The 23,670-nt window shown below is 65.1% G+C and carries 23 protein-coding genes; 16 read left to right on the forward strand and 7 right to left on the reverse strand.

Annotated elements, in window-relative coordinates; translation table 11 throughout:
- Positions 1 to 60: 60 nt before the first annotated feature.
- Positions 61 to 363, reverse strand: a complete 303-nt coding sequence (locus tag CAG22_RS21990; RefSeq protein ID WP_085706175.1) for a DUF3077 domain-containing protein — start codon at positions 361 to 363, stop codon at positions 61 to 63.
- Between the two features lie 197 nt (positions 364 to 560).
- Here CAG22_RS21990 and CAG22_RS21995 point away from each other — a divergent pair, with 197 nt between their 5' ends.
- Positions 561 to 1,184, forward strand: coding sequence for a glutathione S-transferase family protein (locus CAG22_RS21995; protein WP_085706176.1), 624 nt, complete (start codon positions 561 to 563; stop codon positions 1,182 to 1,184).
- A gap of 130 nt (positions 1,185 to 1,314) precedes the next feature.
- On the opposite strand, the gene CAG22_RS22000 is transcribed toward CAG22_RS21995, so the two are convergent.
- Positions 1,315 to 2,490: an MFS transporter gene (locus CAG22_RS22000; RefSeq protein WP_075044783.1), complete on the reverse strand. Its 1,176-nt coding sequence runs from the start codon at positions 2,488 to 2,490 to the stop codon at positions 1,315 to 1,317.
- A gap of 94 nt (positions 2,491 to 2,584) precedes the next feature.
- On the opposite strand from CAG22_RS22000, the gene CAG22_RS22005 reads away from it, so the two are divergent.
- Positions 2,585 to 3,493, forward strand: a complete 909-nt coding sequence (locus CAG22_RS22005; protein ID WP_085706177.1) for a LysR family transcriptional regulator — start codon at positions 2,585 to 2,587, stop codon at positions 3,491 to 3,493.
- A 165-nt stretch (positions 3,494 to 3,658) separates the two neighbouring features.
- Complete coding sequence (locus CAG22_RS22010) at positions 3,659 to 4,708, forward strand: 5'-nucleotidase (protein ID WP_085706178.1); 1,050 nt, start codon at positions 3,659 to 3,661, stop codon at positions 4,706 to 4,708.
- 52 nt (positions 4,709 to 4,760) lie between these two features.
- On the opposite strand, the gene CAG22_RS22015 is transcribed toward CAG22_RS22010, so the two are convergent.
- A complete protein-coding gene (locus tag CAG22_RS22015; protein WP_025338578.1) occupies positions 4,761 to 5,402 on the reverse strand; it encodes an HD domain-containing protein in 642 nt (213 codons plus the stop codon).
- 130 nt (positions 5,403 to 5,532) lie between these two features.
- Here CAG22_RS22015 and CAG22_RS22020 point away from each other — a divergent pair, with 130 nt between their 5' ends.
- Complete coding sequence (locus tag CAG22_RS22020) at positions 5,533 to 6,504, forward strand: GlxA family transcriptional regulator (RefSeq protein ID WP_085706179.1); 972 nt, start codon at positions 5,533 to 5,535, stop codon at positions 6,502 to 6,504.
- Between the two features lie 80 nt (positions 6,505 to 6,584).
- Here the strand turns inward: CAG22_RS22020 and CAG22_RS28560 are convergent, their stop codons facing one another.
- Both CAG22_RS28560 and CAG22_RS22025 read right to left on the reverse strand, forming a co-directional pair.
- Positions 6,585 to 6,746: a hypothetical protein gene (locus tag CAG22_RS28560; protein ID WP_024086757.1), complete on the reverse strand. Its 162-nt coding sequence runs from the start codon at positions 6,744 to 6,746 to the stop codon at positions 6,585 to 6,587.
- A 172-nt stretch (positions 6,747 to 6,918) separates the two neighbouring features.
- Positions 6,919 to 8,112 (reverse strand): ATP-binding protein, encoded by a 1,194-nt coding sequence (locus tag CAG22_RS22025; RefSeq protein ID WP_085706180.1) that lies wholly within the window; start codon positions 8,110 to 8,112, stop codon positions 6,919 to 6,921.
- A 242-nt stretch (positions 8,113 to 8,354) separates the two neighbouring features.
- Here CAG22_RS22025 and CAG22_RS22030 point away from each other — a divergent pair, with 242 nt between their 5' ends.
- The 11 genes from CAG22_RS22030 (at position 8,355) to CAG22_RS22080 (ending at position 21,986) form a co-directional block, all read left to right on the forward strand.
- Positions 8,355 to 10,112 carry an OPT family oligopeptide transporter gene (locus CAG22_RS22030; protein WP_085706181.1) on the forward strand — a complete coding sequence of 586 codons (1,758 nt, stop codon included), beginning with the start codon at positions 8,355 to 8,357 and terminating at the stop codon, positions 10,110 to 10,112.
- Positions 10,113 to 10,279: 167 nt separating this feature from the next.
- On the forward strand, positions 10,280 to 11,557 hold the full coding sequence (locus CAG22_RS22035) for a bifunctional O-acetylhomoserine aminocarboxypropyltransferase/cysteine synthase (protein ID WP_085706182.1): 1,278 nt from the start codon (positions 10,280 to 10,282) through the stop codon (positions 11,555 to 11,557).
- A 64-nt stretch (positions 11,558 to 11,621) separates the two neighbouring features.
- Positions 11,622 to 12,386, forward strand: a complete 765-nt coding sequence (locus tag CAG22_RS22040) for a hypothetical protein (protein ID WP_085706183.1) — start codon at positions 11,622 to 11,624, stop codon at positions 12,384 to 12,386.
- 125 nt (positions 12,387 to 12,511) lie between these two features.
- Positions 12,512 to 13,417 carry an AraC family transcriptional regulator gene (locus CAG22_RS22045; RefSeq protein ID WP_085706184.1) on the forward strand — a complete coding sequence of 302 codons (906 nt, stop codon included), beginning with the start codon at positions 12,512 to 12,514 and terminating at the stop codon, positions 13,415 to 13,417.
- Positions 13,418 to 13,560: 143 nt separating this feature from the next.
- Entirely contained in the window at positions 13,561 to 14,871 is a 1,311-nt protein-coding gene (locus tag CAG22_RS22050; protein WP_085706185.1) for a sugar ABC transporter substrate-binding protein, read from the forward strand.
- Positions 14,872 to 14,969: 98 nt separating this feature from the next.
- Complete coding sequence (locus CAG22_RS22055) at positions 14,970 to 15,893, forward strand: carbohydrate ABC transporter permease (protein WP_025338566.1); 924 nt, start codon at positions 14,970 to 14,972, stop codon at positions 15,891 to 15,893.
- A gap of 10 nt (positions 15,894 to 15,903) precedes the next feature.
- Entirely contained in the window at positions 15,904 to 16,737 is an 834-nt protein-coding gene (locus tag CAG22_RS22060; RefSeq protein WP_085706186.1) for a carbohydrate ABC transporter permease, read from the forward strand.
- Positions 16,738 to 16,902: 165 nt separating this feature from the next.
- Positions 16,903 to 18,015 carry an ABC transporter ATP-binding protein gene (locus tag CAG22_RS22065; RefSeq protein ID WP_085706187.1) on the forward strand — a complete coding sequence of 371 codons (1,113 nt, stop codon included), beginning with the start codon at positions 16,903 to 16,905 and terminating at the stop codon, positions 18,013 to 18,015.
- Positions 18,016 to 18,025: 10 nt separating this feature from the next.
- Positions 18,026 to 19,501, forward strand: a complete 1,476-nt coding sequence (locus CAG22_RS22070; RefSeq protein WP_085706188.1) for a mannitol dehydrogenase family protein — start codon at positions 18,026 to 18,028, stop codon at positions 19,499 to 19,501.
- Positions 19,502 to 19,517: 16 nt separating this feature from the next.
- Complete coding sequence (gene xylB, locus CAG22_RS22075) at positions 19,518 to 21,008, forward strand: xylulokinase (RefSeq protein WP_085706189.1); 1,491 nt, start codon at positions 19,518 to 19,520, stop codon at positions 21,006 to 21,008.
- Positions 21,009 to 21,041: 33 nt separating this feature from the next.
- Positions 21,042 to 21,986: a carbohydrate kinase gene (locus tag CAG22_RS22080; protein WP_085706190.1), complete on the forward strand. Its 945-nt coding sequence runs from the start codon at positions 21,042 to 21,044 to the stop codon at positions 21,984 to 21,986.
- 584 nt (positions 21,987 to 22,570) lie between these two features.
- Here CAG22_RS22080 and CAG22_RS22095 read toward each other — a convergent pair.
- Together CAG22_RS22095 and CAG22_RS28565 are read right to left on the reverse strand one after the other, a co-directional pair.
- Complete coding sequence (locus tag CAG22_RS22095; protein ID WP_170929329.1) at positions 22,571 to 22,750, reverse strand: hypothetical protein; 180 nt, start codon at positions 22,748 to 22,750, stop codon at positions 22,571 to 22,573.
- Positions 22,751 to 22,846: 96 nt separating this feature from the next.
- A complete protein-coding gene (locus CAG22_RS28565; protein ID WP_023660823.1) occupies positions 22,847 to 23,014 on the reverse strand; it encodes a hypothetical protein in 168 nt (55 codons plus the stop codon).
- Between the two features lie 245 nt (positions 23,015 to 23,259).
- Between CAG22_RS28565 and CAG22_RS22100 the strand changes: the two genes are divergently transcribed.
- On the forward strand, positions 23,260 to 23,670 hold a 411-nt coding region (locus tag CAG22_RS22100), incomplete at its 3' end, for a toxin VasX (RefSeq protein ID WP_371916863.1).

The raw sequence follows: 23,670 nt of genomic DNA on the forward strand, positions 1-23,670 counted from the left end.
GTGATACAGAGATTCAAACTGGCCAAGGGTGCCAAGTTCATGGTCCCCAGGCAAGCCTGACTAAGGCTCCTGCTCGCCTCCCCGAGCCTGGCGCAACTGCTGCAACTGGCCGTCGATCAGCGCCTTGGCCATGCCTGCCAGGTAATACGTGGCCTGCATCATCGCCTTGCGGTCACCGGGCCGGTCGATGGCCTTGCGGGTGATTTCGGTAATGCAGCCCATGATGCTCGAGGCCTCCATCAGCGCCGTACGCATTGGCAACTGCGCGTTCATCTGCACCAGTTCGGCGCCGCCGTTGCCAAAACGGCCCGCTGCACGCACGACATTGAGGTTGCTGCTTTCTTTCGGAGTGTCTTTGTCCATGTCCATTCCTCGGGGTTACGAGCGTGCCGAGACTAGGGCGCTGCCTGCCCCGCCACAATAACCTTGGGGGTGGAAAGGCTTACTTTCGGAAATGGACTACAAGGAACCTACAAAGGGGATGCTCCACCACCACTCAGGCTCTTGACCGGCAACCGGCAGTGACGGACGATCAATCTCCCCCCACAAGGATGAATACCATGCTACGGATACTGGGCAGAGCCTCCTCCATCAATGTACGAAAAGTCCTGTGGGCGTGCGCCGAGTTCGAGGTCGCGTTCGAGCGCGAAGACTGGGGGGCGGGTTTCAAGGCGACGGACAGCGCCGAGTTCCTTGCGTTGAACCCCAACGCCATGATCCCGGTGATCCAGGATGGCGACTTCACCCTGTGGGAATCCAACAGCATCATCCGCTACCTGGCCACGCACTATGGCGCCACCGGGTTCTACCCGGGCGAAGCGCAGGCGCGGGCCAGGATCGACCAGTGGATCGACTGGCAGGCCTCGGACCTCAACCGTTCCTGGAGCTACGCGTTCATGTCGCTGGTCAGGCACTCGCCCGCCCACCAGGACCCACAGGCCCTGGCCGCCGGCTGCGCGGACTGGGCGCGCTACATGCACATTCTCGACCGCCAGCTGGCAAGCACCGGTGCCTACGTGGCCGGCAGCCAGTTTACCTTGGCCGACATCCCCATTGGCCTGTCGGTCAACCGCTGGTTCGAAACGCCGTTCGAGCACCCGCACCTGCCGGCCGTGCGCGATTATTACGAGCGGCTGAGCGAGCGCCCGGCCTACCACCTGCATGGCCGTAACGGTACGCCGTGATGGGCAAAACTGTGGGGCTGCCTTGCAGCCCATCGCGACACAAGGCCGCTCCTACAAGGAATCGCGGTTTCCTGTAGGAGCGGCCTTGTGTCGCGAAAGGGGCGCAAAGCGCCCCCAGGAACTCAAGCCCTTACACCGCTGCCCGATCCCCCAATGCCACCGCCCGCCCACGCCAGGCAAACATCAATACCATCACCAACCCAACCGCCGCCATCGCCGCCCCCGCCAGGGAAACCGCCGAATACCCCAGCCCGGCATTGATCACCGCCCCCCCCAGCGCCGCACCAATCGCATTCCCCAGGTTGAACGCCCCGATGTTCACCGCCGACGCCAGGTTGGGCGCATCCTTGGCCGCCTCCATCACCCGCATCTGCAGCGGCGGCACCAGGGCAAAGCTGGCAGCGCCCCACACCAGGATCGCCAGCGCAGTCGGCAGCGGCCAGTCCATCACCAGCGGGAACACCAGCAACACCGCAATCAGCACGGCCAGCGACAGCATCAGGGTACGGTCGATCGAGCGGTCCGCCGCCTTGCCACCCCACACGTTGCCCAAGGTCAGGCCGACACCGAACAACACCAGCATGGCCGTGACGAAGGTAGTGGACGCTGCCGCCTCGCTCTGCAGGATCGGCGCGATGTAGGTGAATACCGTGAACATCGCGCTGGAGCCCACCACGGTCAGCAGCAATGCCGCCAGCACCGGCCCGCGGCCCAGCACGCGGATTTCGGCCATGGCCCCGCCACCCTTGGGCGACGGCACATTGGGCAGTGCGTACCAGAGGGTGGTCATTGCCACCAGGCCGAGCCCGGCGATGCCCCAGAATGCCGTGCGCCAGCCCAGCATTTCACCGAACCAGGTCGCCAGCGGCACTCCGCCGATGGTGGCCAGGGTCAACCCCATGAACATGGCCGCCACGGCCCCGGCGCGCTTCTCGGGCGGCACCACGCTGGCCGCGACGATCGAACCGATGCCGAAGAACGCACCGTGGTTCAGCGAGGTGACCACGCGGGCGACCAGCAGGCTGGCGTAGTCGCTGGCCAGGGCCGACATCAGGTTGCCGAGGGTGAAAATGGCCATCAGCCCGATCAGCAGGTAACGCCGTGGGATCTTCACCGTGGCCAAGGTCATCAGCGGTGCGCCGATCAGCACACCGATCGCATAGGCACTGACCAACAATCCGGCAGCGGGGATGGAGACGCCAAGGTCGGTGGCGATGCTGGGCAACATGCCCATGGGGGCGAACTCGGTGACCCCGATGCCGAAGGCACCGATGGCGAGTGCGACAAGAGGTGGATTGATACGCATGGCAAGCTCCTTATCTGTGCTGCAAATGCTACGATCCGAAGCTGAGCCGCACTAGACTGCATTTTTGCGAACCACCTTTGCTGAAGGGGCACAAATGGACTTCAGTGGAAGATCCGGAGAGATGGAAATATTTGCCAAGGTGGCCCAGGAGGGCAGCCTGTCCGCCGCCGCCCGGGCGCTGGGCCTGACGCCTTCGGCGGTGAGCCGCATCCTCGCGCGCACCGAACAGCGCCTGGGCACCCGCCTGCTGCTGCGCACCACCCGGGCGATCACCCTCACGCCCGAGGGCGAAGCGTACCTGCGCGGTGCACGGCGGGTGCTGGCCGACATGCTAGAAGTGGAAGAGGCCATCACCGACCAGGGCGTGCCACGCGGGCGCTTGCGGGTCAGCGCAGCGCTGGGCCATGGCCGCTTGACCGTGGTGCCGTTGCTGGCAGCGTTCAGCGCGCGCTACCCGCAGGTGCTGGTCGACCTTACCCTCAGCGACGAAGTGGCCGACATTCTCGGCGGCCAGGCCGACGTGGCGCTGCGCTTCGGCCACCTGCCGGACAGTTCGTTGAGCGCCCGCGCCATTGGCGAAACCGGCCAGGTGATCGTCGCCTCGCCCGAGTACCTGGCGCGCTGCGGTACGCCGCTTGTGCCAGAGGACCTGGCCCGGCACAACTGCCTGCGTTTCAACTTCCGCCGCGCCGCACCCGACTGGCCGTTCCGTCGCGACGGGCAGGCGTTTTCATTGAAGGTGACGGGCAATATCGAATGCAGCAGCGGCGAGGCCCTGGCGCAGTTGGCAAGGCTCGGCGCCGGCGTGGCGCGCATCGGTACCTTTACCGTGGCCGATGACCTGGCCGACGGGCAGCTGGTGCCCTTGCTGGAGGCGTACAACCCCGGTGATCGCGAGCCGATCCATGCGGTGTTCGTCGGCGGCCCGGCGATGCCGGCGCGGGTGCGGGTGTTCGTGGATTTTCTGGTGGAGCAACTGTCAGTCCTGCCCAGCGCCTTGTAGGAGCGGCCTTGTGTCGCGAAAGGGCTGCAGAGCAGCCCCAGCAGACTATGCACAGTTGCTGAAATCCAGGGGCCGCTTTGCGGCCCTTTCGCGACACAAGGCCGCTCCTACAGAATCGCGCTGTACAGGATCCCTTGCCCTCGGCTCATGTTCAGGAGTTACTTCATGCCCTACCCCATCGAACAGAAACTGGTCATCGGCGTTGCTTCGAGTGCGCTGTTCGACCTCACCGTCTCGGACGACATCTACCAGACCCAGGGCGTCGAGGCTTACCGCCAGCACCAGCAGCAGAACCTGGACGAACCCTTCCCCAAGGGCGTGGCGTTCCCGTTCATTCGCCGCTTCCTGAGCATCAACCAGGCCTTCCCCGAGCAGTTGCCGGTGGAGGTGGTGCTGCTGTCGCGCAACTCGCCGGAAACCGGCCTGCGGGTGTTTCGCTCGATCAGCCACTACCAGCTGGACATCACCCGCGCGGCGTTCATGTCGGGCCGCTCGCCCTACGAGTACATCCCGGCGTTCAATGCCTCGCTGTTTCTCAGCGCCAACGAGGAAGATGTGCAGAAAGCCATCGACGCCAACTACCCGGCCGGGCGGGTGCTGCCGACACGCATCTACGATGACGAGATCGACACCGAACTGCGGGTAGCCTTCGACTTTGACGGGGTGATTGCCGATGACGAGGCCGAGCGCGTGTACAAGCGCGACGACAACCTGGACGAGTTTCAGGAGCATGAACGCGTGCGCAAGGGCATCCCGCATTCGCCGGGGCCGCTGGCGGACCTGTACCGCAAGCTTTCGCTGATTCGCATGCTCGAAGACCGCAAGTTGGCCGAGGACCCGGCGTACAAGCGCATCTTGCGGATTGCCATCGTGACGGCGCGCAATGCCCCTTCGCACGAGCGGGTGGTGACGACGTTGAAGGATTGGGGCGTATCGCCGGACGAGTGCTTCTTTCTGGGCGGGATGGAAAAACCCAGGGTGCTGTCGATACTGAAGCCGCATGTGTTCTTTGATGACCAGCGCAGCCATTTGCAATCGCCGGCGGGGGATTTGCCGATGGTGCATGTGCCGTTCGGGGTGGCGAATCGCGAGCGCTCGGTAGCGGACTCTGCGCTCGACGTGCCCCACAGGTACAGCGTTGCTCCCGAGGTTGTCGCTGAACCTGTGGGAGCGGCCTCGTGTCGCGAAAGGGCCGCAAAGCGGCCCCAGGATTGATGCGCAACAGTTGAAATTGCTGGGGCTGCTCTGCAGCCTCCGCCCGCTTTACTCAGCTCGCCCAGCAGGACTGCCGAATGACGCTGCAGAAATTCCCAGGCCGGAATGCAGGCTCCTTGTCCGCGATCACATCCGCCTTCACGTTGCCAAACGTGGTCTGCGGCTTGTGCCGGATCCCGTCATAAAACGCCTGGATGATCGCCTCCTTGAACCGCTCCCCACGCGGGTGCGCCTGGACCACGGCGTCCCGCGCGGCAATCCCCAACCCTTCGTGGTGCAGCCCCAGCACATCAGTTTCTACCCCCGCCGTAACCAGGGCGATCAGCGGGTGCATGTGCTCTGGAATACCCGGCGTGGTATGCAGCGCGATCGCCGTCCACACACGCTCGACATCGCGCTCGTCCACGCCGTGGCGCTGGAGGAAATCGCGCGCCGCATTGGCACCGTCCACCTCGAAGCGGCAGCAATCGCTGCTGTGCTGATGGGTAAGGCCCATGTCATGGAACATGCAGCCTGCGTACAACAGTTCACTGTCGTAACGCAGCCCCAGCCGCTGCCCGGCAAGGGCCGCGAAGTAGAACACCCGGCTGGAGTGGTGGAACAGCAAAGGGGAAGCCGTGTCACGGACGAGCTCGGTGATTTCCCGAGCCATGGCGCTGTCGGGCACCTGGATACCGGCGATGGATGAGGACATGGTCGCTCCTGGGTGGGTTGATGACGAGCCCAGTCTGCGGTCGTGAGCCAATGCCCTCAATTGACTTGTAACGCCAGATACTGCCATTGTCGGCGGATTACGGACTTGCGGCGCAACGCCCGGAGCCACCATGCCCTCTGCCCCCATCACGGTCGCCATCCTGGCCATGCCCGGCGTACAACTGCTGGATGCCTGCGGCCCGCTCGATGTGTTCGCCGAAGCCAACCGCCAGGCCGGCCGTGACGCCTATCGCCTACTGTTGCTGGCTTGCGAACCGGGGCCGCTGGTGAGCTCTTCCGGTACGCGCCTGGTCGCCGACGGCTGGATCGGCGAAGACCTGGAAGCCATCGACACCTTGCTGGTCGCCGGCACGCCGCAGGCTGCCGAGCAATACCTGCGCCCCGGCATTCTCGACTGGCTGCGGCAACGCGCGGGCGCTTGCCGGCGTTACGGCTCGGTGTGCACGGGGGCGTTTGCCCTGGCGGCTGCCGGGTTGCTGGATGACCGGCGTGTGACCACCCACTGGGCCGTGGTGCAGCCTCTGGCCGAGCGTTATCCGCGGGTGCAGGTGGATGCCGACGCCATTCAGGTGCATGACGGCAACCTGCGTACCGCTGCGGGGGTAACGGCCGGGCTGGACCTGGCACTGGCCCTGGTGGAAGAAGACCTGGGGCGGGATATTGCCAAGCAGGTTGCCGGGCACCTGGTGATGTACTTCAAGCGGCCTGGCGGGCAGCTGCAGTTCAGCCGGCAAGGCGGGACGTCGCCGGTCGGGCGTTCGGCATTGCAGGGGTTGCAGCGTTACGTGGCCGCCAACCCCGCACTGGACCACGGGGTTGCCAGCCTGGCTGCGCGGGTTGGGCTGAGCCCGAGGCATTTTGCACGGGTGTTTCAGGGTGATGTGGGCATGACCCCGGCCGCGTGGGTGGAGCTGGCGCGGGTGAATGCTGCGCGGGCGCGGCTGGAGGCTGGGCGAGAGGCACCGAAGCAGGTGGCGGCGCTGTGCGGGTTTGCCAATGCGGATACGTTGCGGCGGGCGTTCGTGAAGCATGTGGGGGTGACGCCGGCGGAGTATCGCAAGCGGTTTGGGCGGTCGGGGTGAGGTGAACCGTGGTATGTGCGCTCGCGCCGGGTACGCTTTAGCGACCCGGCCGAGGCTGTGCGCTCCATCGCTAGGTCAGCTTAGCGAGGGCCACCGCCCTGATGGCCGCCAAAGCCACCGCCGCCACCGTGGCCACCACCATGACCACCGCCACCACCCGGCGGCATGAACATCCAGCAGCCTGACAAGGCCGATACCAGCGCCGCAACCAGAGCTGCGCGGAAAAGGTGTTTCGACTTCATTGGAACGCTCCACAAGGCTAGATCTGCTGCCTGCCATTACCAGGTTCGGCAGCGGGCGGATTCTAGAGCGGCAGCGTGATGGCCCGGGGAAACTTTGCATATCTTTACAGTCGTACTGGCAATCAGGGAGGACCGTTGCCTGTGATTGCGGCTTGCATGCCTGTAGAGCAGGCTAGCCCATCCGCCAATCATCGCCCGGCATGATACGCCGCATGAACTCATCGAAGAGCGGCACCGTGAACGCCGTATCACCGTGGTTCGGGCTGTAGATCATCCCTTTCTCGATCAATGCACTGCGCAGCGGTGCGAGCGTGGAAACCTTACGCGCCAGGCTGGCCGCGATATCACCAGAACGATGAGGGCCGGCCCCCAGATCCGCCATGCCACGCAGGTACTTCTTTTCCGCAAGCGTCAGGCGGTCAAAGCGCACCCGGAAGAAGCTCTCATCCAGTGTGGCAATCGCCTGCTCTGAAGCAGTTTCGACATCAGCGCTGGTGATGGGGCTCTGCGTGGCTACATCCCATGAATGCTTGCCCCACTCCTGCAGGAAATAGGGATAGCCCTGTGAATGTGCCAGCACACTTCCCAGCGCCGCTTCTTCGAATGCCACGCCTTCATCTTCTGCAGGCCGTACTACCGCAAACCTTGCGGCCTCAGGAGCAAGCGGGCCGATCTCAGGGAAATCGAACAGTCGCTCCGCATAGGATTTCGCGTTACCACAACGCCCCCGCAATTGAGGCAGGCCAGCCCCAACCAGCGTGACAGGTAACTGGCCCTGGGCACAGCGATGCAAGGCTGTAATCAACGCGGCCAACTGATCTTCGGCAACGTACTGCAACTCGTCGATGAACATCACCAGCGCCGTGTCGGCGCGCTGTGCGGCCTTGCCGGCCTCCTCCAGCAAGGTCGCCAGGTCGCCTTCCAGGTCACCGTTATCAGCCAAGCCAGGTTCTGGCTCCAGGTCCAGGCCTACTTCTATGTCCGCGTAGGCAACCTTCAACGACTTCGCAAAACCGGCAAGGGCTCGCAACCCCCGTTGAGCCAGGTCCCGAGCCGCTTCCACCCGGCTCAGGCGAAGCAGCGCCAGGCGCAATTGAGGCGCCAACAGTGCGGGTAGCGAACGGTTTTCCGGCGCCTCCATGCGTATGGCATGAACACCCTCGGCCTCGGCTTCAATGCGCATTTTTTCGAGCAGTACAGTCTTGCCCACGCCGCGCAAGCCGACCATCAGCACGCTCTTCGCCGCCCGGCCCCGGCGAATGCGGGCGATTGCGATGCTTACCTGCTTGAGCAATGCGTCGCGACCAGCCAATGCCGGCGGCGGCGCGCCTGCTCCCGGGGAATAGGGATTAGCGATCGGGTCCATGACTTATACCGAGTTTAGGAAAGTTATCGAGTTTAGATAACTTAACTAATTTCACTTGATTCGGCAATGTCAGCAAAAGCGAGCCCCTGTGCACAGCACTTTTCTTGAGACCCGACGGTGTTGCCGCTAGCACTTCCGGGCTGTTGCTGGGCACCTTTCACAACCAGCAGCGACAGTGAACCTTTGTGGCATCAGTGGCTCAGTTGTGCAAAGCGCGCTTACCACTCCGACAAGGGATTGCCATGAGAGATGCCCCGTCCACCGCCCTTCCCCAGGCTCGCATCGAACGTGAACTGAGCCTGCGGGCGGTGCTCACCGGCGTAGTGCTGGGCATTCTGCTGACACCCTCGAATGTGTACGCGGGCCTTCGGATCGGCTGGTCGTTCAACATGTCGATCATCGCCTTGCTGGTCGGCTTCGCCCTTTGGCAGGGCCTGGCGGGGCGCAGCAAGGGCCGGCCCGCATGGACGCTGCACGAAAGCAACATCAACCAGACCGTGGCCTCGGCCGCCGCGTCCATCGTTTCTGGCGGGCTGGTCGCGCCGATCCCCGCCTATACCCTGCTCACCGGTCACCAGCTGGACCCGCTGCCGATGATGGCCTGGGTGTTCTCCGTGAGCTTCCTGGGCATCTGGATCGCCTGGTATCTGCGCCCCGCCCTGCTCGATGACCATGGCCTGAAGTTCCCTGAGGGCATGGCGACCCTGGAGACATTGCAGCAGATCTACCGCCACGGCCACGAAGCCATGATGCGGATAAAGGTGCTGTGCAGCGCCGCGTTGCTGTCGGGGCTGGTGAAGTGGATTGACGGGTTCGTCTGGGCGATACCGCGCTGGGCACCCTCGCCTGCGCTTGAGCGCCTGACCTTCACGCTCGATCCTTCGCTGATGCTGGTCGGCTTCGGCGGCATCATCGGTATCCGCGTGGGCCTTACGCTGCTGTTCGGCGCCGCGCTGGCCTGGGGCGGGCTGGCACCGTGGCTGATCGACCATGCCCTGGTGGTGCTGGCCCCGAACGCCAGCGGCCCACAGTTCGCTGCCCTGGTGGAATGGCTGTTGTGGCCGGGCGTCAGCCTGATGGTATGCGCGACCCTGACTTCATTGTCGGTCCGCCTGTTGCAAATGCCCCGGCAAAGGCCCTCCGCCCCGCTGGCAAGCCGGGCAGCGCACGCACGTGGGCGGTTTTCCCTGGCACCTGCGTGCGGGCTGTTATTGTCCATTGCGCTGGTAGTGGCGCTACAGGCGTTGCTGTTCGGCATCGACTGGTGGATGGCGCTGCTGAGTATTCCCTTGGCGATATGCCTTGCGGTGGTCGCCGCGCGCGTGGTCGGTGCCACCGGTATTGCGCCGATCGGCGCCATCGGCAAGCTGTCGCAGCTCAGCTTTGGCCTGGTCGCCCCGGGCCAGGTGGCCATCAACCTGATGAGCGCCAACACTGCCGGCGGCGCGGCCGGGCAAGCCACCGACCTGATGAACGACTTCAAGGTTGGCCAGGCGATCGGCGCCACGCCACACAAGCAACTGATTGCACAGTGCCTGGGCATCCTCATCGGCAGCATGACGAGCGTGCTGGTGTACCTGGTGCTGATTCCCGATCCGCAGACCCTGCTGCTTAGCGAGCAATGGCCCGCACCGGCCGTGGCGACCTGGAAAGCCGTGGCCCAGACCCTGATGCAGGGGCTGGGGGCTCTGTCGCCGGAGCTGCGCTGGGCGATCGTGGCCGGCAGCGCGGCAGGCGTACTGCTGGGCGTGCTGGACAGCCTGCTGCCGCAATGGGTGGCGCGCTGGCTGCCGAGTACCGGCGCGCTGGGGCTGGCGTTCATACTGCCGGCATCGATCAGCATGATGATGGGGCTCGGCGCGGTGGTTACCTGGCTGGTCGGTTGCCGTTGGCCGAGCGTTACAGAGCGGTTTGCGATCACGGCCGCAGCGGGGCTGATTGCCGGGGAAAGCATTACCGGGGTGGCGGCATCGTTCTGGGAGATGGTGCGGATGCTGTAGCGGTTGGCGTGGCTCGGCCATGCTGCTTGCGTGCCATTTACAACGTTCTAACGCGCCCTTGAATGCGATGGGCTGCTGCCGGGCAGCCCATCGCGCGTTCACGCTTGACCCATACCCTCCCCCCGCCACATGCTCGATCGCTCCACCCACGCTCAAGGAACGATTGCATGAAGCTGGAAACCCTCGCCATCCACGCAGGCTTCAGCCCCGACCCGACCACCCGGGCAGTGGCCGTACCGATCTACCAGACCACTTCCTTCGCCTTCGACGACACCCAGCACGGCGCCGACCTGTTCGACCTGAAGGTGGCCGGCAACATCTACTCGCGCATCATGAACCCCACCAACGACGTGCTCGAGCAGCGCATGGCCGCCCTGGAGGGCGGGGTTGGCGCGCTGGCGGTGGCCTCGGGCATGGCGGCCATCACCTACGCCATCCAGACCGTCGCCGAGGCCGGCGACAACATTGTCTCGGTGGCCAAGCTGTACGGCGGCACCTACAACCTGCTGGCCCACACCCTGCCGCGCATGGGCATCCATACCCGCTTCGCCGCCCATGACGACATCGACGCCCTCGAAGCATTGATCGATTCGCGTACCAAGGCGGTGTTCTGCGAGTCCATCGGCAACCCTGCCGGCAATATCGTCGACATCGCCGCGCTGGCCGAGGCCGCCCACCGCCATGGTGTGCCGCTGATCGTCGACAACACCGTGGCCACCCCGGTGCTGTGCCGGCCGTTTGAGCACGGTGCCGATATCGTCGTGCACTCGCTGACCAAGTACATCGGCGGCCACGGCACCAGCATTGGCGGCATCGTCATCGACTCCGGCAAGTTCCCCTGGGCCGACAACAAGGAACGCTTCGCCCTGCTCAACACCCCCGACCCGTCCTACCACGGCGTCACCTACACCGAAGCCTTCGGCCCCGCCGCCTTCATCGGCCGCTGCCGCGTGGTGCCGTTGCGCAACACCGGTGCCGCGCTGTCGCCGTTCAATGCCTTCCTGATCCTGCAAGGGCTGGAAACCTTGGCCCTGCGCATGGAACGCCACACCGAGAACGCGCTGAAGGTCGCCCGCTACCTGCAAGCCCACGAGCAGGTGGCGTGGGTGAAATATGCAGGGCTGCCCGACCACCCCGAGCATGAACTGGCCCGGCGCTACACCGGCGGCAAACCGGCGTCGATCCTGTCGTTCGGCATCAAGGGCGGCCAGGCGGCCGGCGCGCGCTTCATCGATGCACTGCAGCTGGTGGTGCGCCTGGTGAACATCGGCGACGCCAAGTCGCTGGCCTGCCACCCCGCCTCCACCACCCACCGCCAGCTCAACGACGAGGAACTGGAGAAGGCCGGCGTGCCACGGGACATGGTGCGCCTGTCGATCGGCATCGAGCACAGCGACGACATCATCGCCGACCTGGCCCAGGCGCTGGAGGCCAGCCGCGGTTGATTCATCTGCGCCCTACCCAATGCCTACGGCGGGCGCACCTTTCGCACATATGGATAGCCCTGCGATGACCCTGTTCTACCTCAAGCTGATCGTCACCCCGCTACTGATGTGGGCCATCTCCCTCGCCTCGCGTCGCTGGGGTGGCCTGCTCGGTGGGTTGCTTTCCGGCCTGCCGATCACTTCGGCCTTGGTAATGACCTTCCTGTGCCTGGAACAGGGCACGGCCTTTGCCTTGGGTGCGGTGCCCGGCGCGCTGGGCGGCCTGGCGGCGGTGCAGGCCACTTACACTTTCTACCTGTTCGCTACACGCAGGCTCGGCATCGGCCCGGCCGTATTACTGGCGATGCTGTTCTATGGTGTAGCGGCCTATGCGTTTACCCACGGGGGCAACCTGTACCTGTCGATTGCCGTGGCGCTGGTGCTGATTGGCGTGCTAATACGCGCCAGCGGCCGCGAGCCCAGGCCGGATGCCCTGGCCCGGCCCCGGCAGCGGTTTTGGGAGATCCCTCTGCGCATGGTGTCTGCCACTTCGTTGCTGATGGTCATCACAAGCCTGGCCAACTGGTTGGGCCCGGCGGCCAGCGGCATGCTGGCGCCGATCCCGGTGATTGCCTGGCCGCTGGTGGTGTTCGCCCATGTGCAAAATGGCCGTGCCGGAATGGCGGCGATGGTGCGGGGCAATGCGATCGGGGCGGTGGGGGTGATCGCGTTTTATCTGGTGTTGGCAGGGCTGCTCGAAAGGTGGGGCGTGGCCGTTACCATCAGCCTGGCCATGCTCTGCGCCGTGGTGCTGACCGTGGCGCTCGCTGCGGCATTGCAACGGGCCTGATACACCGCGACACAAGGCCGCTCCTGCAACTGACCGCGTTAAACGATCAGGTGAAGCTGGCTCTGCCCTGCTTCACCACTTCGAGCTACGATAACGCCTCGCCCTCCCAAGGCCCGGACAGCGCCATGCCCAGAACGAGCAAAGTCACCGACCCGTCCTACGAATTGATGGACGACCACGAAGGCCACTCGCTGATCTACCGCCAGCATGGCTTCCCCAGCCCGCTGGTGCGCTGGCACTTTCACAAGGAATACGAGCTGCACCTGATCGTCGCCAGTGCCGGCAAGGTATTCATTGGCGACTACATCGGCAACTTCGCCCCCGATACGCTATTCCTCACCGGCCCCAACCTGCCGCACAACTGGATCAGCCAGATGGCCCCCGACGAGGTGGTGGACAAGCGCGACATGCTGGTCAACTTCACCGACGAAGTGCTGGAGGACGGTAGCCAGGTGTTCTCCGAGCTTGGCCAGCTGGCCCCGCTGCTGGCGCGGGCGCGCTATGGCATCGAGTTCCGCGACCCGGCGCTGATCGCCGAAAGCCGCATGCTGCTGCAACGCATCGCCGACAGCCGCGGCATGACCCGCCTGGGATACTTTTTTATCCTCATGGAACAACTCGCCGCCTGCGAGGACTACCACCTGCTGTCCACCGTCACCTCCTCGCAACTGGCCGACGAGCACCATGTGGAACGCATCAACCGGGCGGTGGACTATATCTTCCAGCACTATGCCCAGGACCTCACCCAGAACGAGGTGGCCGAGCACCTGGGGATGACCCCCACCTACTTCTCGCGCTTCTTCAAGCAGGCCGCGGGGCGCGGTTTTGTCGAGTTCGTCAACCGCCTGCGGGTCAGCAAGTCGTGCGAACTGCTGGCCAAAAGCGAGCTGCCGGTGACCGAAGTGTGCTTCGAATCGGGCTTCAGCAACCTGTCCAACTTCAACCGGCGCTTCCAGCAACTCAAGGGCATGACCCCCTCCAGCTACCGCAGCCTGGTGACCCAGCGGCTGACCGAACAGAACCGCCCCTGAGCCCGAGCGCTGCAAAAAAGTATCAGTGCAAGTGCAGGCGAGGCTTTGTCGGCATCGCCGTGGGGCGGTGTAATCGGCGGCGAGCGACACAAAAACAATAATGTCTTCCGCGCCGTCACCCGGCCCGGTAAGGGGGTTCACCGATGAACAACTCGATCAAGACCTGCCTGGCCGCCGCCTGCCTCAGCCTGCCGCTGTTCACCCAGGCCGCCGAAACCCTGACCATCGCCACGGTCAACAACAACGACATGATCCGCATGCAGCGCCTGGCCAAAGTGTTCGAGCAGCAGCACCCGGACATCAAGCTGAAGTGGGTAGTGCTGGAAGAAAACGTGCTGCGCCAGCGCCTGACCACCGACATCGCCACCCAGGGCGGGCAGTTCGATGTGCTGACCATTGGCATGTACGAGGCCGCGCTGTGGGGCGCCAAAGGCTGGCTGGCCCCGATGAACGACCTGCCCGCCGACTACAGGCTGGACGACGTGTTCCCCTCGGTGCGCAATGGCCTGTCGGCGGGCGGCACGCTGTACGCCCTGCCGTTCTACGCCGAAGCCTCGATCACCTATTACCGCAAGGACCTGTTCGAAAAGGCCGGGCTCAGCATGCCCGAGCAACCGACCTGGACCCAGATCGGCGAGTTCGCCGCCAAACTCAACCAGCCCGACCAGGACCAGTACGGCATCTGCCTGCGCGGCAAGGCCGGCTGGGGCGAGAACATGGCGCTGATCGGCACCGTGGCCAACGCCTTCGGCGCGCGCTGGTTCAATGAGCAATGGCAGCCGGAGTTCAGCGGCAGCGAGTGGAAGAACGCACTGAACTTCTACGTGAACACCCTCAAGCAGTACGGCCCGCCCGGCGCCTCCAGCAACGGTTTCAACGAAAACCTCGCGCTGTTCAACAGCGGCAAGTGCGCGATGTGGGTCGATGCCAGCGTCGCCGGCTCGTTCGTCACCGACAAGGCCCAGAGCAAGGTCGCCGACCAGGTCGGCTTCGCCTTCGCTCCGAAGGAGGTCACCGACAAGGGCGCCACGTGGCTGTACTCGTGGGCACTGGCGATCCCCACCAGCTCCAGGGCCAAGGACGCCGCCAGAACCTTCAGCACCTGGGCCACCTCCGAGGCCTACGGCAAGCTGGTGGCCGAGCAGGAAGGCGTGGCCAACGTACCACCGGGCACCCGCGCCTCGACCTACAGCGACGCCTACCTGGCCGCGGCCCCCTTCGCCAAGGTGACACTGGAATCGCTCAAACGCGTCGACCCCGACCACCCCACCCTGAAGCCTGTGCCCTATGTGGGCATCCAGCTGGTGACCATCCCCGAGTTCCAGGCCATCGGCACTCAGGTCGGCAAGCTGTTCTCTGCCGCCCTCACCGGGCAGATGAAGGTGGACCAGGTGCTGGCTGCGGCCCAGCAGTCGACCGAGCGCGAGATGAAACGCGCCGGTTATCCCAAGTAACAGCCACCCCCGAGCAGCCATGACCTGACCGTTGCCGCGCCGCACACCCGCGCGGTGGCGGCCGGCCGCTCGCCCTTTTCGACGCACACGGAGTCGCCATGAACACTTCGGCCCTAGACAGCCCGAGCCTAGCCACCGCGCGCCCCGGCAAACGCCGTGTCGGCCCCGGCTGGTTCCTGGTCAGCCCCTCGGTAGCGCTGCTGCTGTTGTGGATGATCGTGCCCCTGGGCATGACCCTGTATTTCTCGCTGATCCGCTACAACTTGCTGTACCCCGGCGAAAACGCATTCGTCGGCCTGGAGAACTTCACCTTCTTCGTCACCGATGCCGGCTTCCTGCCCGGCGCCCTCAACACCCTGACCCTGGTCGGCAGCGTGCTGGCCATCAGTATCGTCCTCGGCGTGCTCATTGCCGCGCTGCTGGAAGCGGGCGAGTTCTGGGGGCGTGGCGTGGTGCGGGTGCTGCTGATTTCGCCGTTCTTCATCATGCCCACGGTCAGCGCGCTGCTGTGGAAGAACCTGATCTTCCACCCGGTGTCGGGCATCCTCGCAGCACTGTGGCGGCTGTTTGGCGCGCAGCCGGTGGACTGGCTGGCGCACTACCCGCTGCTGTCGATCATCCTGATCGTCTCGTGGCAGTGGCTGCCGTTCGCCATCCTGATCCTGATGACCGCCATGCAGTCGCTGGACCAGGAACAGAAGGAAGCCGCACGCCTGGATGGTGCTGGCCCGCTGGCGATCTTCTGGCACCTGACCCTGCCGCACCTGGCCCGCCCCATCGCCGTGGTGGTGATGATCGAGACCATCTTCCTGCTGTCGGTGTTCGCCGAAATCTTCACCACCACCAGTGGCGGCCCGGGTTTCGAGTCCACCAACCTCGCCTACCTGATCTACAACCAGGCGCTGCTGCAGTTCGACGTGGGCATGGCCTCGGCGGGCGGGCTGATCGCCGTGCTGATCGCCAACATCGCCGCCATCGTGCTGGTACGCATGATTGGCAAGAACCTCACCGAGCGCAGCTGAGGAGCCCGCCATGCTGACACTCAAGCAAACCCGCCGCCTGCACAATGCACTGCTAGGCCTGCTGTGCTGGGGCATCGCCCTGGTGATCTTCTTCCCGATCCTGTGGATGGTGCTGACCAGCTTCAAGACCGAACTGGATGCGTTCGCCACGCCGCCGCAGTTCCTGTTCACGCCGACGCTGGAGAACTACCTGCACATCAACGAACGCAGCGACTACTTTGCCTACGCCTGGAACTCGGTGTTGATCTCGGTCTCGGCAACCCTGCTGTGCATGCTGATTGCCGTGCCGGCGGCGTACTCGATGGCCTTCTTCGAAACCCGCCATACCAAGCGCACGCTGCTGTGGATGCTATCGACCAAGATGCTGCCACCGGTGGGCGTGCTGATGCCGATCTACCTGCTGGCCAAGCAGTTCGGCCTGCTGGACTCGCGCCTGGCGCTGATCATCGTCTACACCCTGATCAACCTGCCGATCGTGGTGTGGATGGTTTACACCTACTTCAAGGATATCCCCGTGGACATCCTCGAAGCCGCGCGGCTGGACGGCGCAGGCACCTGGCAGGAGATTGTCCGCGTGCTGCTGCCGATCGCCCGCGGCGGGTTGGCCTCGACCCTGCTGCTGTCGCTGATCCTGTGCTGGAACGAGGCATTCTGGTCACTGAACCTGACCTCATCTGCTGCCGCGCCGCTGACGGCGCTGGTGGCGTCCTATTCAAGCCCCGAAGGGCTGTTCTGGGCCAAGCTCTCGGCCGTCTCGACCCTGGCCTGCGCGCCGATCCTGATCTTTGGCTGGGTCAGCCAGAAGCAGCTGGTGCGTGGCCTCTCGTTCGGAGCCGTGAAATGAACCGCATTCATGCCCCTGTAACACAGCCCCTGTGGGAGCGGGTTCACCCGCGAAGCAGGCGACTCAGTGTCAGGCACCGGCTGCGCCGGTGTTCGCGGGTGAACCCGCTCCCACAGGGTCCAGCTAACTCCTATCAATTCCTGGCCACCGCAGAGGTAACCCGACATGGCTGACCTGAAGATCCGCAACCTGTACAAAGGCTTCGATGGCCACGCCATCATCAAGGGCATCGACCTGGACGTGCGCGACCGCGACTTCGTGGTGTTCGTCGGCCCGTCCGGCTGCGGCAAGTCCACCCTGCTGCGGGTGATCGCCGGCCTCGAAGAGGTCAGCGGCGGCAGCATTACCCTGGACGGTGCCGACATCACCGACACCGCCCCAGCCAAGCGCGACCTGGCGATGGTGTTCCAGACCTACGCCCTGTACCCGCACATGACCGTGCGCAAGAACCTCTCCTTCGCCCTGGACCTGGCCGGCGTCAGCAAGCAGGAAGTGGCCGCCAAGGTCGACAACGCCGCGCGCATCCTCGAGCTGCAACCGCTGCTCGAGCGCAAGCCTCGCCAGCTTTCCGGCGGCCAGCGCCAGCGGGTGGCGATCGGCCGGGCCATCGTGCGCAACCCGAAGATCTTCCTGTTCGACGAACCACTGTCCAACCTCGACGCCGCCCTGCGCGTACAGATGCGCCTGGAGCTGGCACGCCTGCACCAGGAGCTGGCCGCGACCATGATCTACGTGACCCACGACCAGGTCGAGGCGATGACCCTGGCTGACAAGGTTGTGGTGCTCAACGGTGGGCGCGTCGAGCAGGTCGGCTCGCCGCTGGAGCTGTACCATCACCCGGCCAACCTGTTCGTGGCGGGCTTTCTCGGCACCCCGAAGATGGGCTTCCTGCGTGGCCACCTGAGCCGCAACCAGGGCAACCAGTGCGAGGTCGCCCTCGAATGCGGCAGCCGCATCGCCCTGCCCCTGTGCGCAGGCGACCTGCACACCGGCAGCCAGGTGACCCTGGGCATCCGCCCCGAGCACCTGAACATCACCCTCGCCGGCCAAGGCGCCCCAGCTTCGCTGCAGGTGACCGCCGACGTCAGCGAGCGGCTGGGCAGCGACAGCTACTGCCATGTGCGTGCCGCCTCCGGGGAGATGCTCACCGTACGCGTGCGCGGCGACTTCGCGCCGGCCTTTGGTGAACAACTGGAGCTGACCTTCGACCCAGCCCACTGCCACCTGTTCGACAGCAACGGCCAGGCCCTGGACAAACGCCTGCAACAAGCGGCCTGAGGACTGCAGAATGAAACTGAACCAAACCAACCTCGGCCAGCTTTCGGCCACGGTCACCCGCCCCGCCTACGACCCCGGGCAACTGCGCCAGGGCATCGTGCACATCGGCGTCGGCGGCTTCCACCGCGCCCACCAGGCCGCCTACACCGACGCCCTGATGAACCTCGGCGAAGGCCTCGACTGGGCCATCTGCGGCGCCGGCCTGCGCAGCGAAGACCGCGCCATGCGCGATGCCCTGGCCGCGCAGGACCACCTCTACACCCTGTTCGAACTGGGCGACCAGCCCGACACCGAAGTGCGGGTGATCGCCGCCCTCAACGGCATGCTGCTGGCCGAGGACGGTGCCGGCGCGCTGCTGGCCAAGCTGGCCGAGTCCGCCATCCGCATCGTCTCGCTGACCATCACCGAAGGCGGCTACTGCATCGACGACAGCACCGGTGAATTCCGCGCCGACCTGCCACAGGTGCAGCACGACCTGGCCAACCCACAGGCCCCGCACAGTGTGTTCGGCTTTCTCTGCGAAGCCTTGCGCCGCCGCCGCGCGGCCGGCAGCGGGCCGTTCACCGTGATGTCCTGCGACAACCTCCCGCACAACGGCGATGTGGCGCGCAAGGCGCTGCTGGCCTTCGCCCGGCTGCTCGACCCTGAGCTGGCCGAGTGGATCGGCGGCAATGTCAGCTTCCCCAACGCCATGGTCGACCGCATCACGCCGATGACCAGCCCCGCCCACCGCCAGCAACTGCTCGAGCGCCATGGCGTCGAGGATGCCTGGCCAGTAGTGTGCGAGCCGTTCCTGCAATGGGTGGTGGAAGACAAGTTCGTCGCCGGGCGCCCTGCCTGGGAAAAGGTCGGCGTGCAGTTCACCAACGACGTCACGCCCTATGAAGCGATGAAGATCAAACTGCTCAACGGCAGCCACCTGGCGCTCACCTACCTGGGCTTCCTGCAGGGCTACCGCTTTGTCCACGAAACCCTCGCCGACCCGCTACTGCATCGCTACATGCGCACCTTCATGGACCAGGACGTAACCCCGCAACTGGCCCCCGTGCCGGGTATCGACCTGGAGCGCTACAAGGCCAGCCTCAGCGAACGCTTCGCCAACCGCGCCATCGCCGACCAGCTGGAGCGCGTGTGCTCGGACGGCTCGTCGAAGTTTCCCAAGTTCATCGTGCCCACCGCCAACCGCCTGATCGCCGATGGCAAGCCACTGGAGCGCGTCGCCCTGGTGGTCGCGGCCTGGGCGGTGTACCTGCGCGGCGAAGACGAACACGGCACCCGCTACAGCATCCCCGACCCACGCGCCGCCGACTGCCAGGCGCGGGTGGTGCAGCGTGACGGCCTGGCCGCCCGGGTGCTCGGCGACGAGGCGATCTTCGGCACGGCGATACCGGCATCCAGGGCCTTCGTAAGTGCCTTCGAGCGCCTATACGACAGCTTGCGCGAACACGGCGTGAGTGCAACCTTGCGCCAGGTCCTCGGCGACTGACCCGGAGCGTATCGACATGGATGGACTGTTCCTCGGCATCGACTGCGGCACCCAAGGCACCAAGGCCCTGGTGCTGGACGCCGGCAGTGGCCAGGTGCTCGGCCTGGGCAGCGCCGCCCACGCCCCACCCCAAGGCCGCGATGGGCGCCGCGAGCAGGACCCGGCCGACTGGCTGGCCGCCCTGCGCAGCGCGGTGGCCGGCGCACTGCGTGCGGCTGGTGTCGACGGCCGGGCGATCCGCGCACTGGCGGTGTCCGGCCAGCAACATGGCCTGGTGCTGCTCGATACCGAGGGCCAGGTACTGCGCCCGGCCAAGCTCTGGTGCGACACCGAAACCGCGCCCGAGAACCAGCAACTGCTCGATGCACTCGGTGGCGCCAAAGGCTCGCTCGATCGCCTGGGCCTGGTGATCGCGCCAGGCTATACCGCGTCCAAGCTGCTATGGACCAAGCGCCAGCACCCCGACCTGTTCGCCCGCCTGGCTCATATCCTGCTGCCCCATGACTACCTCAACCACTGGCTGACCGGCCGCGCCTGCAGCGAGCCCGGCGACGCCTCCGGTACCGGGTATTTCGACGTGCGCCGTCGAACCTGGGCCGCCGATGTGCTGCAACGCATCGAGCCAGGCGAGCGGCTGCTGGCAGCCTTGCCCGAGTTGGTCGAATCCGGCGAGTACATCGGCACCCTGCGGGAGCACGCCGCCAAGGCGCTGGGCCTGAGCCCGCAGACGTGGGTAGCCAGTGGGGGTGGCGACAACATGCTCGGCGCCATCGGCACCGGCAACATCGCCCCCGGCATGATCACCTTGAGCCTCGGCACCTCCGGCACCCTGGCGGCCTATGACGACCAGCCCCGCGTCAGCGCACAGGGCGAAGTGGCGACCTTCTGCGCCTCCAGCGGTGGCTGGCTGCCGCTGATCTGCACCATGAACCTGACCAGCGCCTGCGCCCTGGTGCGCGATCTGCTGGAGCTGGACCTCGAGCGCTTCACCGAGCTTGCCGGCCAAGCGCCCATTGGCGCCGACGGCCTGCTGATGCTGCCCTTCTTCGACGGCGAGCGCGTACCCGCGTTGCCCAACGCCAGTGCCAGCCTGCACGGCATGACCAGTACCAACCTGACCCGCGCCAACCTGTGCCGGGCAGTGCTGGAAGGCACCTGCTTCAGCCTGCGCCACGGCCTCGACCTGCTGCGCGCCAGTGGCTTGCAAGGCAGCGAAATCCGCCTGGTCGGCGGCGCGGCGAAAAGCCCGTTGTGGCGCCAGGTGCTGGCAGACCTGCTCGGCCTGCCAGTGGTGTGCCCGCAACAGACCGAAGCCGCCGCCCTGGGTGCTGCAATCCAGGCCGTCTGGAGCCTCGGCCGGCAGTCGGGCCATGGCGACAGCCTTGCAACCCTTTGCCAACGCTGCGTGGCCCTGGACGAAAGCACACGCACCCTGCCCCGCCCGGCACAGCAAGCCGAGTACCAGGTTGCCTATCAGCGCTACCGGGATCATCTGCCGGCACGCTGATCGCCGGCCTTACCTTTCGTATTGGAGAACTCCATGTATCTGGTGTGTGGCGAAGCCTTGTTCGATGTGTTCAGCGTGGAAAACAGCCCCCGCAGTAGCGAGCTGGGCTTTACCGCGATTGCCGGCGGCTCGCCGTTCAATGTCGCGGTCGGCCTGCGCCGGCTGGGCGCGGACGCCGCGTTGTTCGGCGGCCTGTCCAGTGACTACCTGGGCGTGCGACTGCGCAGGGTGCTTGAAGAGGAAAACGTGGAATGCGGCTACCTGGTGAGCAGTGATGCGCCAACCACACTGGCCATGGTCGGCCTGGATGCCAACGGCTCGGCGCAGTACCAGTTTCGCGGTGAAGGCTGCGCGGACCGACAGGTGCGGCTGGAACATCTGCCTGCGCTGGATGAGCGCGTGCGCGGGCTGCATGTGGGGTCGTACACCCTGGTGGTGACGCCCGTGGCCGATACCCTGATGGCGCTGGTGCAACGCGAACGTGATCAACGCCTGATCAGCCTCGACCCGAACGTGCGGCTGAATCCGCAGCCGGATGTGGCGCTGTGGCGGCGCCAGGTTGAAGCCTTTGCCGGCCACGCACATCTGATCAAGGCCAGCGAGGAAGACCTGACCCTGCTGTACCCGGGGCGCGACCCCGCAGAAGTGGCTCGAGGCTGGCTTGGCGAACGGTGCAGTCTGGTGTTTGTCACGCATGGCGGTGACGGGGCAAGCGTGCATTGCGCTTACGGGTCATGGCTGCGTCCGGCGGATACGTCTTTACCGGTGCGCGATACCGTGGGTGCTGGTGATACCTTCCAGGCGGCAGTGCTCGCCTACCTCGCCAGGCTCGGAGCCGACAACCCGGCAGGTTTGGCGATGCTTGAGCGTGACACCATCGATGCGATGCTTGCCTATGCGATCCGTGCTGCGGCGATCACCTGCTCCCGAGTGGGCCCGGACCTGCCGTTTGAGCATGAGGTATCGCTTATGGCCTGATGCGCTGGAGCGGGTTTAGCCGAAAACACCGGCGAAGCCGGTGCCATGCACCGCGTTGGATTCTTCGCGGGTAACCCGCTCCCACAGGATCACCACAACCTTCCAAGGCAGCTGCAGTACCTGCAGGAGCGGGCTTGTCCCGCGAACACCGGCGCAGCCGGTGCCATGCACCGCGTTGGATTCTTCGCGGGCATGCCCGCTCCCACAGGATTACCACAACCTTCAAGGCAGCCGCAGTACCTGTAGGAGCGGGCTTGTCCGCGAACACCGGCGCAGCCGGTGCCATGCACCGTGTCGCATTCTTCGCGGGTAAACCCGCTCCCACAGGATCACCACAGCCTTCAAGGCAGCCACAGTACCTGTGGGAGCGGGTTCACCCGCGAACACCGGCGCAGCCGGTGCCAGCCACCGCGCTGGATTCTTCGCGGGTAAACCCGCTCCCACAGGATCACCACAGCCTTCAAGGCAGCCACAGTACCTGTGGGAGCGGGCATGCCCGCGAACACCGGCGCAGCCGGTGCCATGCACCGAGTTGGATTCTTCGCGGGTAAACCCGCTCCCACAGGGCCTTGCCCTATCAATGGTCATTCCCTGCGCTGATCCAGGTCTACCGCAGGCTGCTCCACGCTCTGCCTGCCGTCATCAGCCAAGCTGTCTTCCTTCTGCCAATCACCACCCTCTTCTTCGTTCATGAGCGGGTCGTCGTCAGGGTCGGGTATGGTCGGGCGGTCGGGGTCAACGGCCGGGTCGGGTGAAGTGGGCATGTCCGGGTTCGTGCCGCCTTGGGCATTCGGATCGGGGCTCATCGCTGCATACCTCGCAAGAAAGGTGTGAACCGCATTCGTTCCGGCCAAATCCCGTCACCGAGGCTGCGGGTGCTCGGCAGAAACCGAATTGTTTGCCTGCACGTCCTCCATCTCCTCTTCTATCGGGCCTTCGTCATCCGAAGGTAGCGGGACCTCTCCGTCACCGCTGCCGGGCTGGGATTCGGTTTGCTCGAGGCCGGGGTCATTCTGATCGTTTGCCATGGAAGTTCTCCTGGGTTTGCGCGTTGATCGCGCATACAGATCGGACGGAAAACGGCCAGCAGCAGTGCCTTGGGTTCGACAGGTGGCGCAAAAGGCCGGGGTACCGATCATGGCCCCATATAGAGCTAAACCATTATTCAGAGACGTTTCCTACAAGCTTTTAGGAAGCCCAATGCCTCTCTGGAAAGCGATTCCCCGTTAGTGTTCAGAGGCCGTCAAGGCCCTGTCCAATACGAGGATCGCTCATGACCATCAGCCAACGTATTGCCCTCGCGATCGCCGAAGCCGGGCTGCCGCACGACCAGTGCATGTTCTGCGAGCGCCAGGGCCTGCCTATCCTGCCGCTGCGCCGCGCCCTGGTGCCCGATACCCGCCCCGAGTGTGTTTCCACCGTGGCGGATAACCGGCATATCTCGACAAAGATCGGCTTGCGCACTTTGCGCATGGGCTTCCTCTATGTGCTGCTCGACCAGCAGGTCTGGCATGCCTATGCCGTCAGCGAGCAAGGCCATCTGCGCCGCTTCAACCCTTATGAGCCGCCAGATGGCCCGCCTTCTCCGCTGCCCGAAAAATGCGTGAACGAAGACCACGATATTCCTTCGGCCTTTCTCAACCTCGATACCAGCAGGTACGCCAGCGCCTGGCTGGCCTTCTCC

Origin of the sequence: Pseudomonas sp. B8(2017) (assembly GCF_002113575.1) — a bacterium.
Lineage (GTDB): Bacteria > Pseudomonadota > Gammaproteobacteria > Pseudomonadales > Pseudomonadaceae > Aquipseudomonas > Aquipseudomonas putida_Z.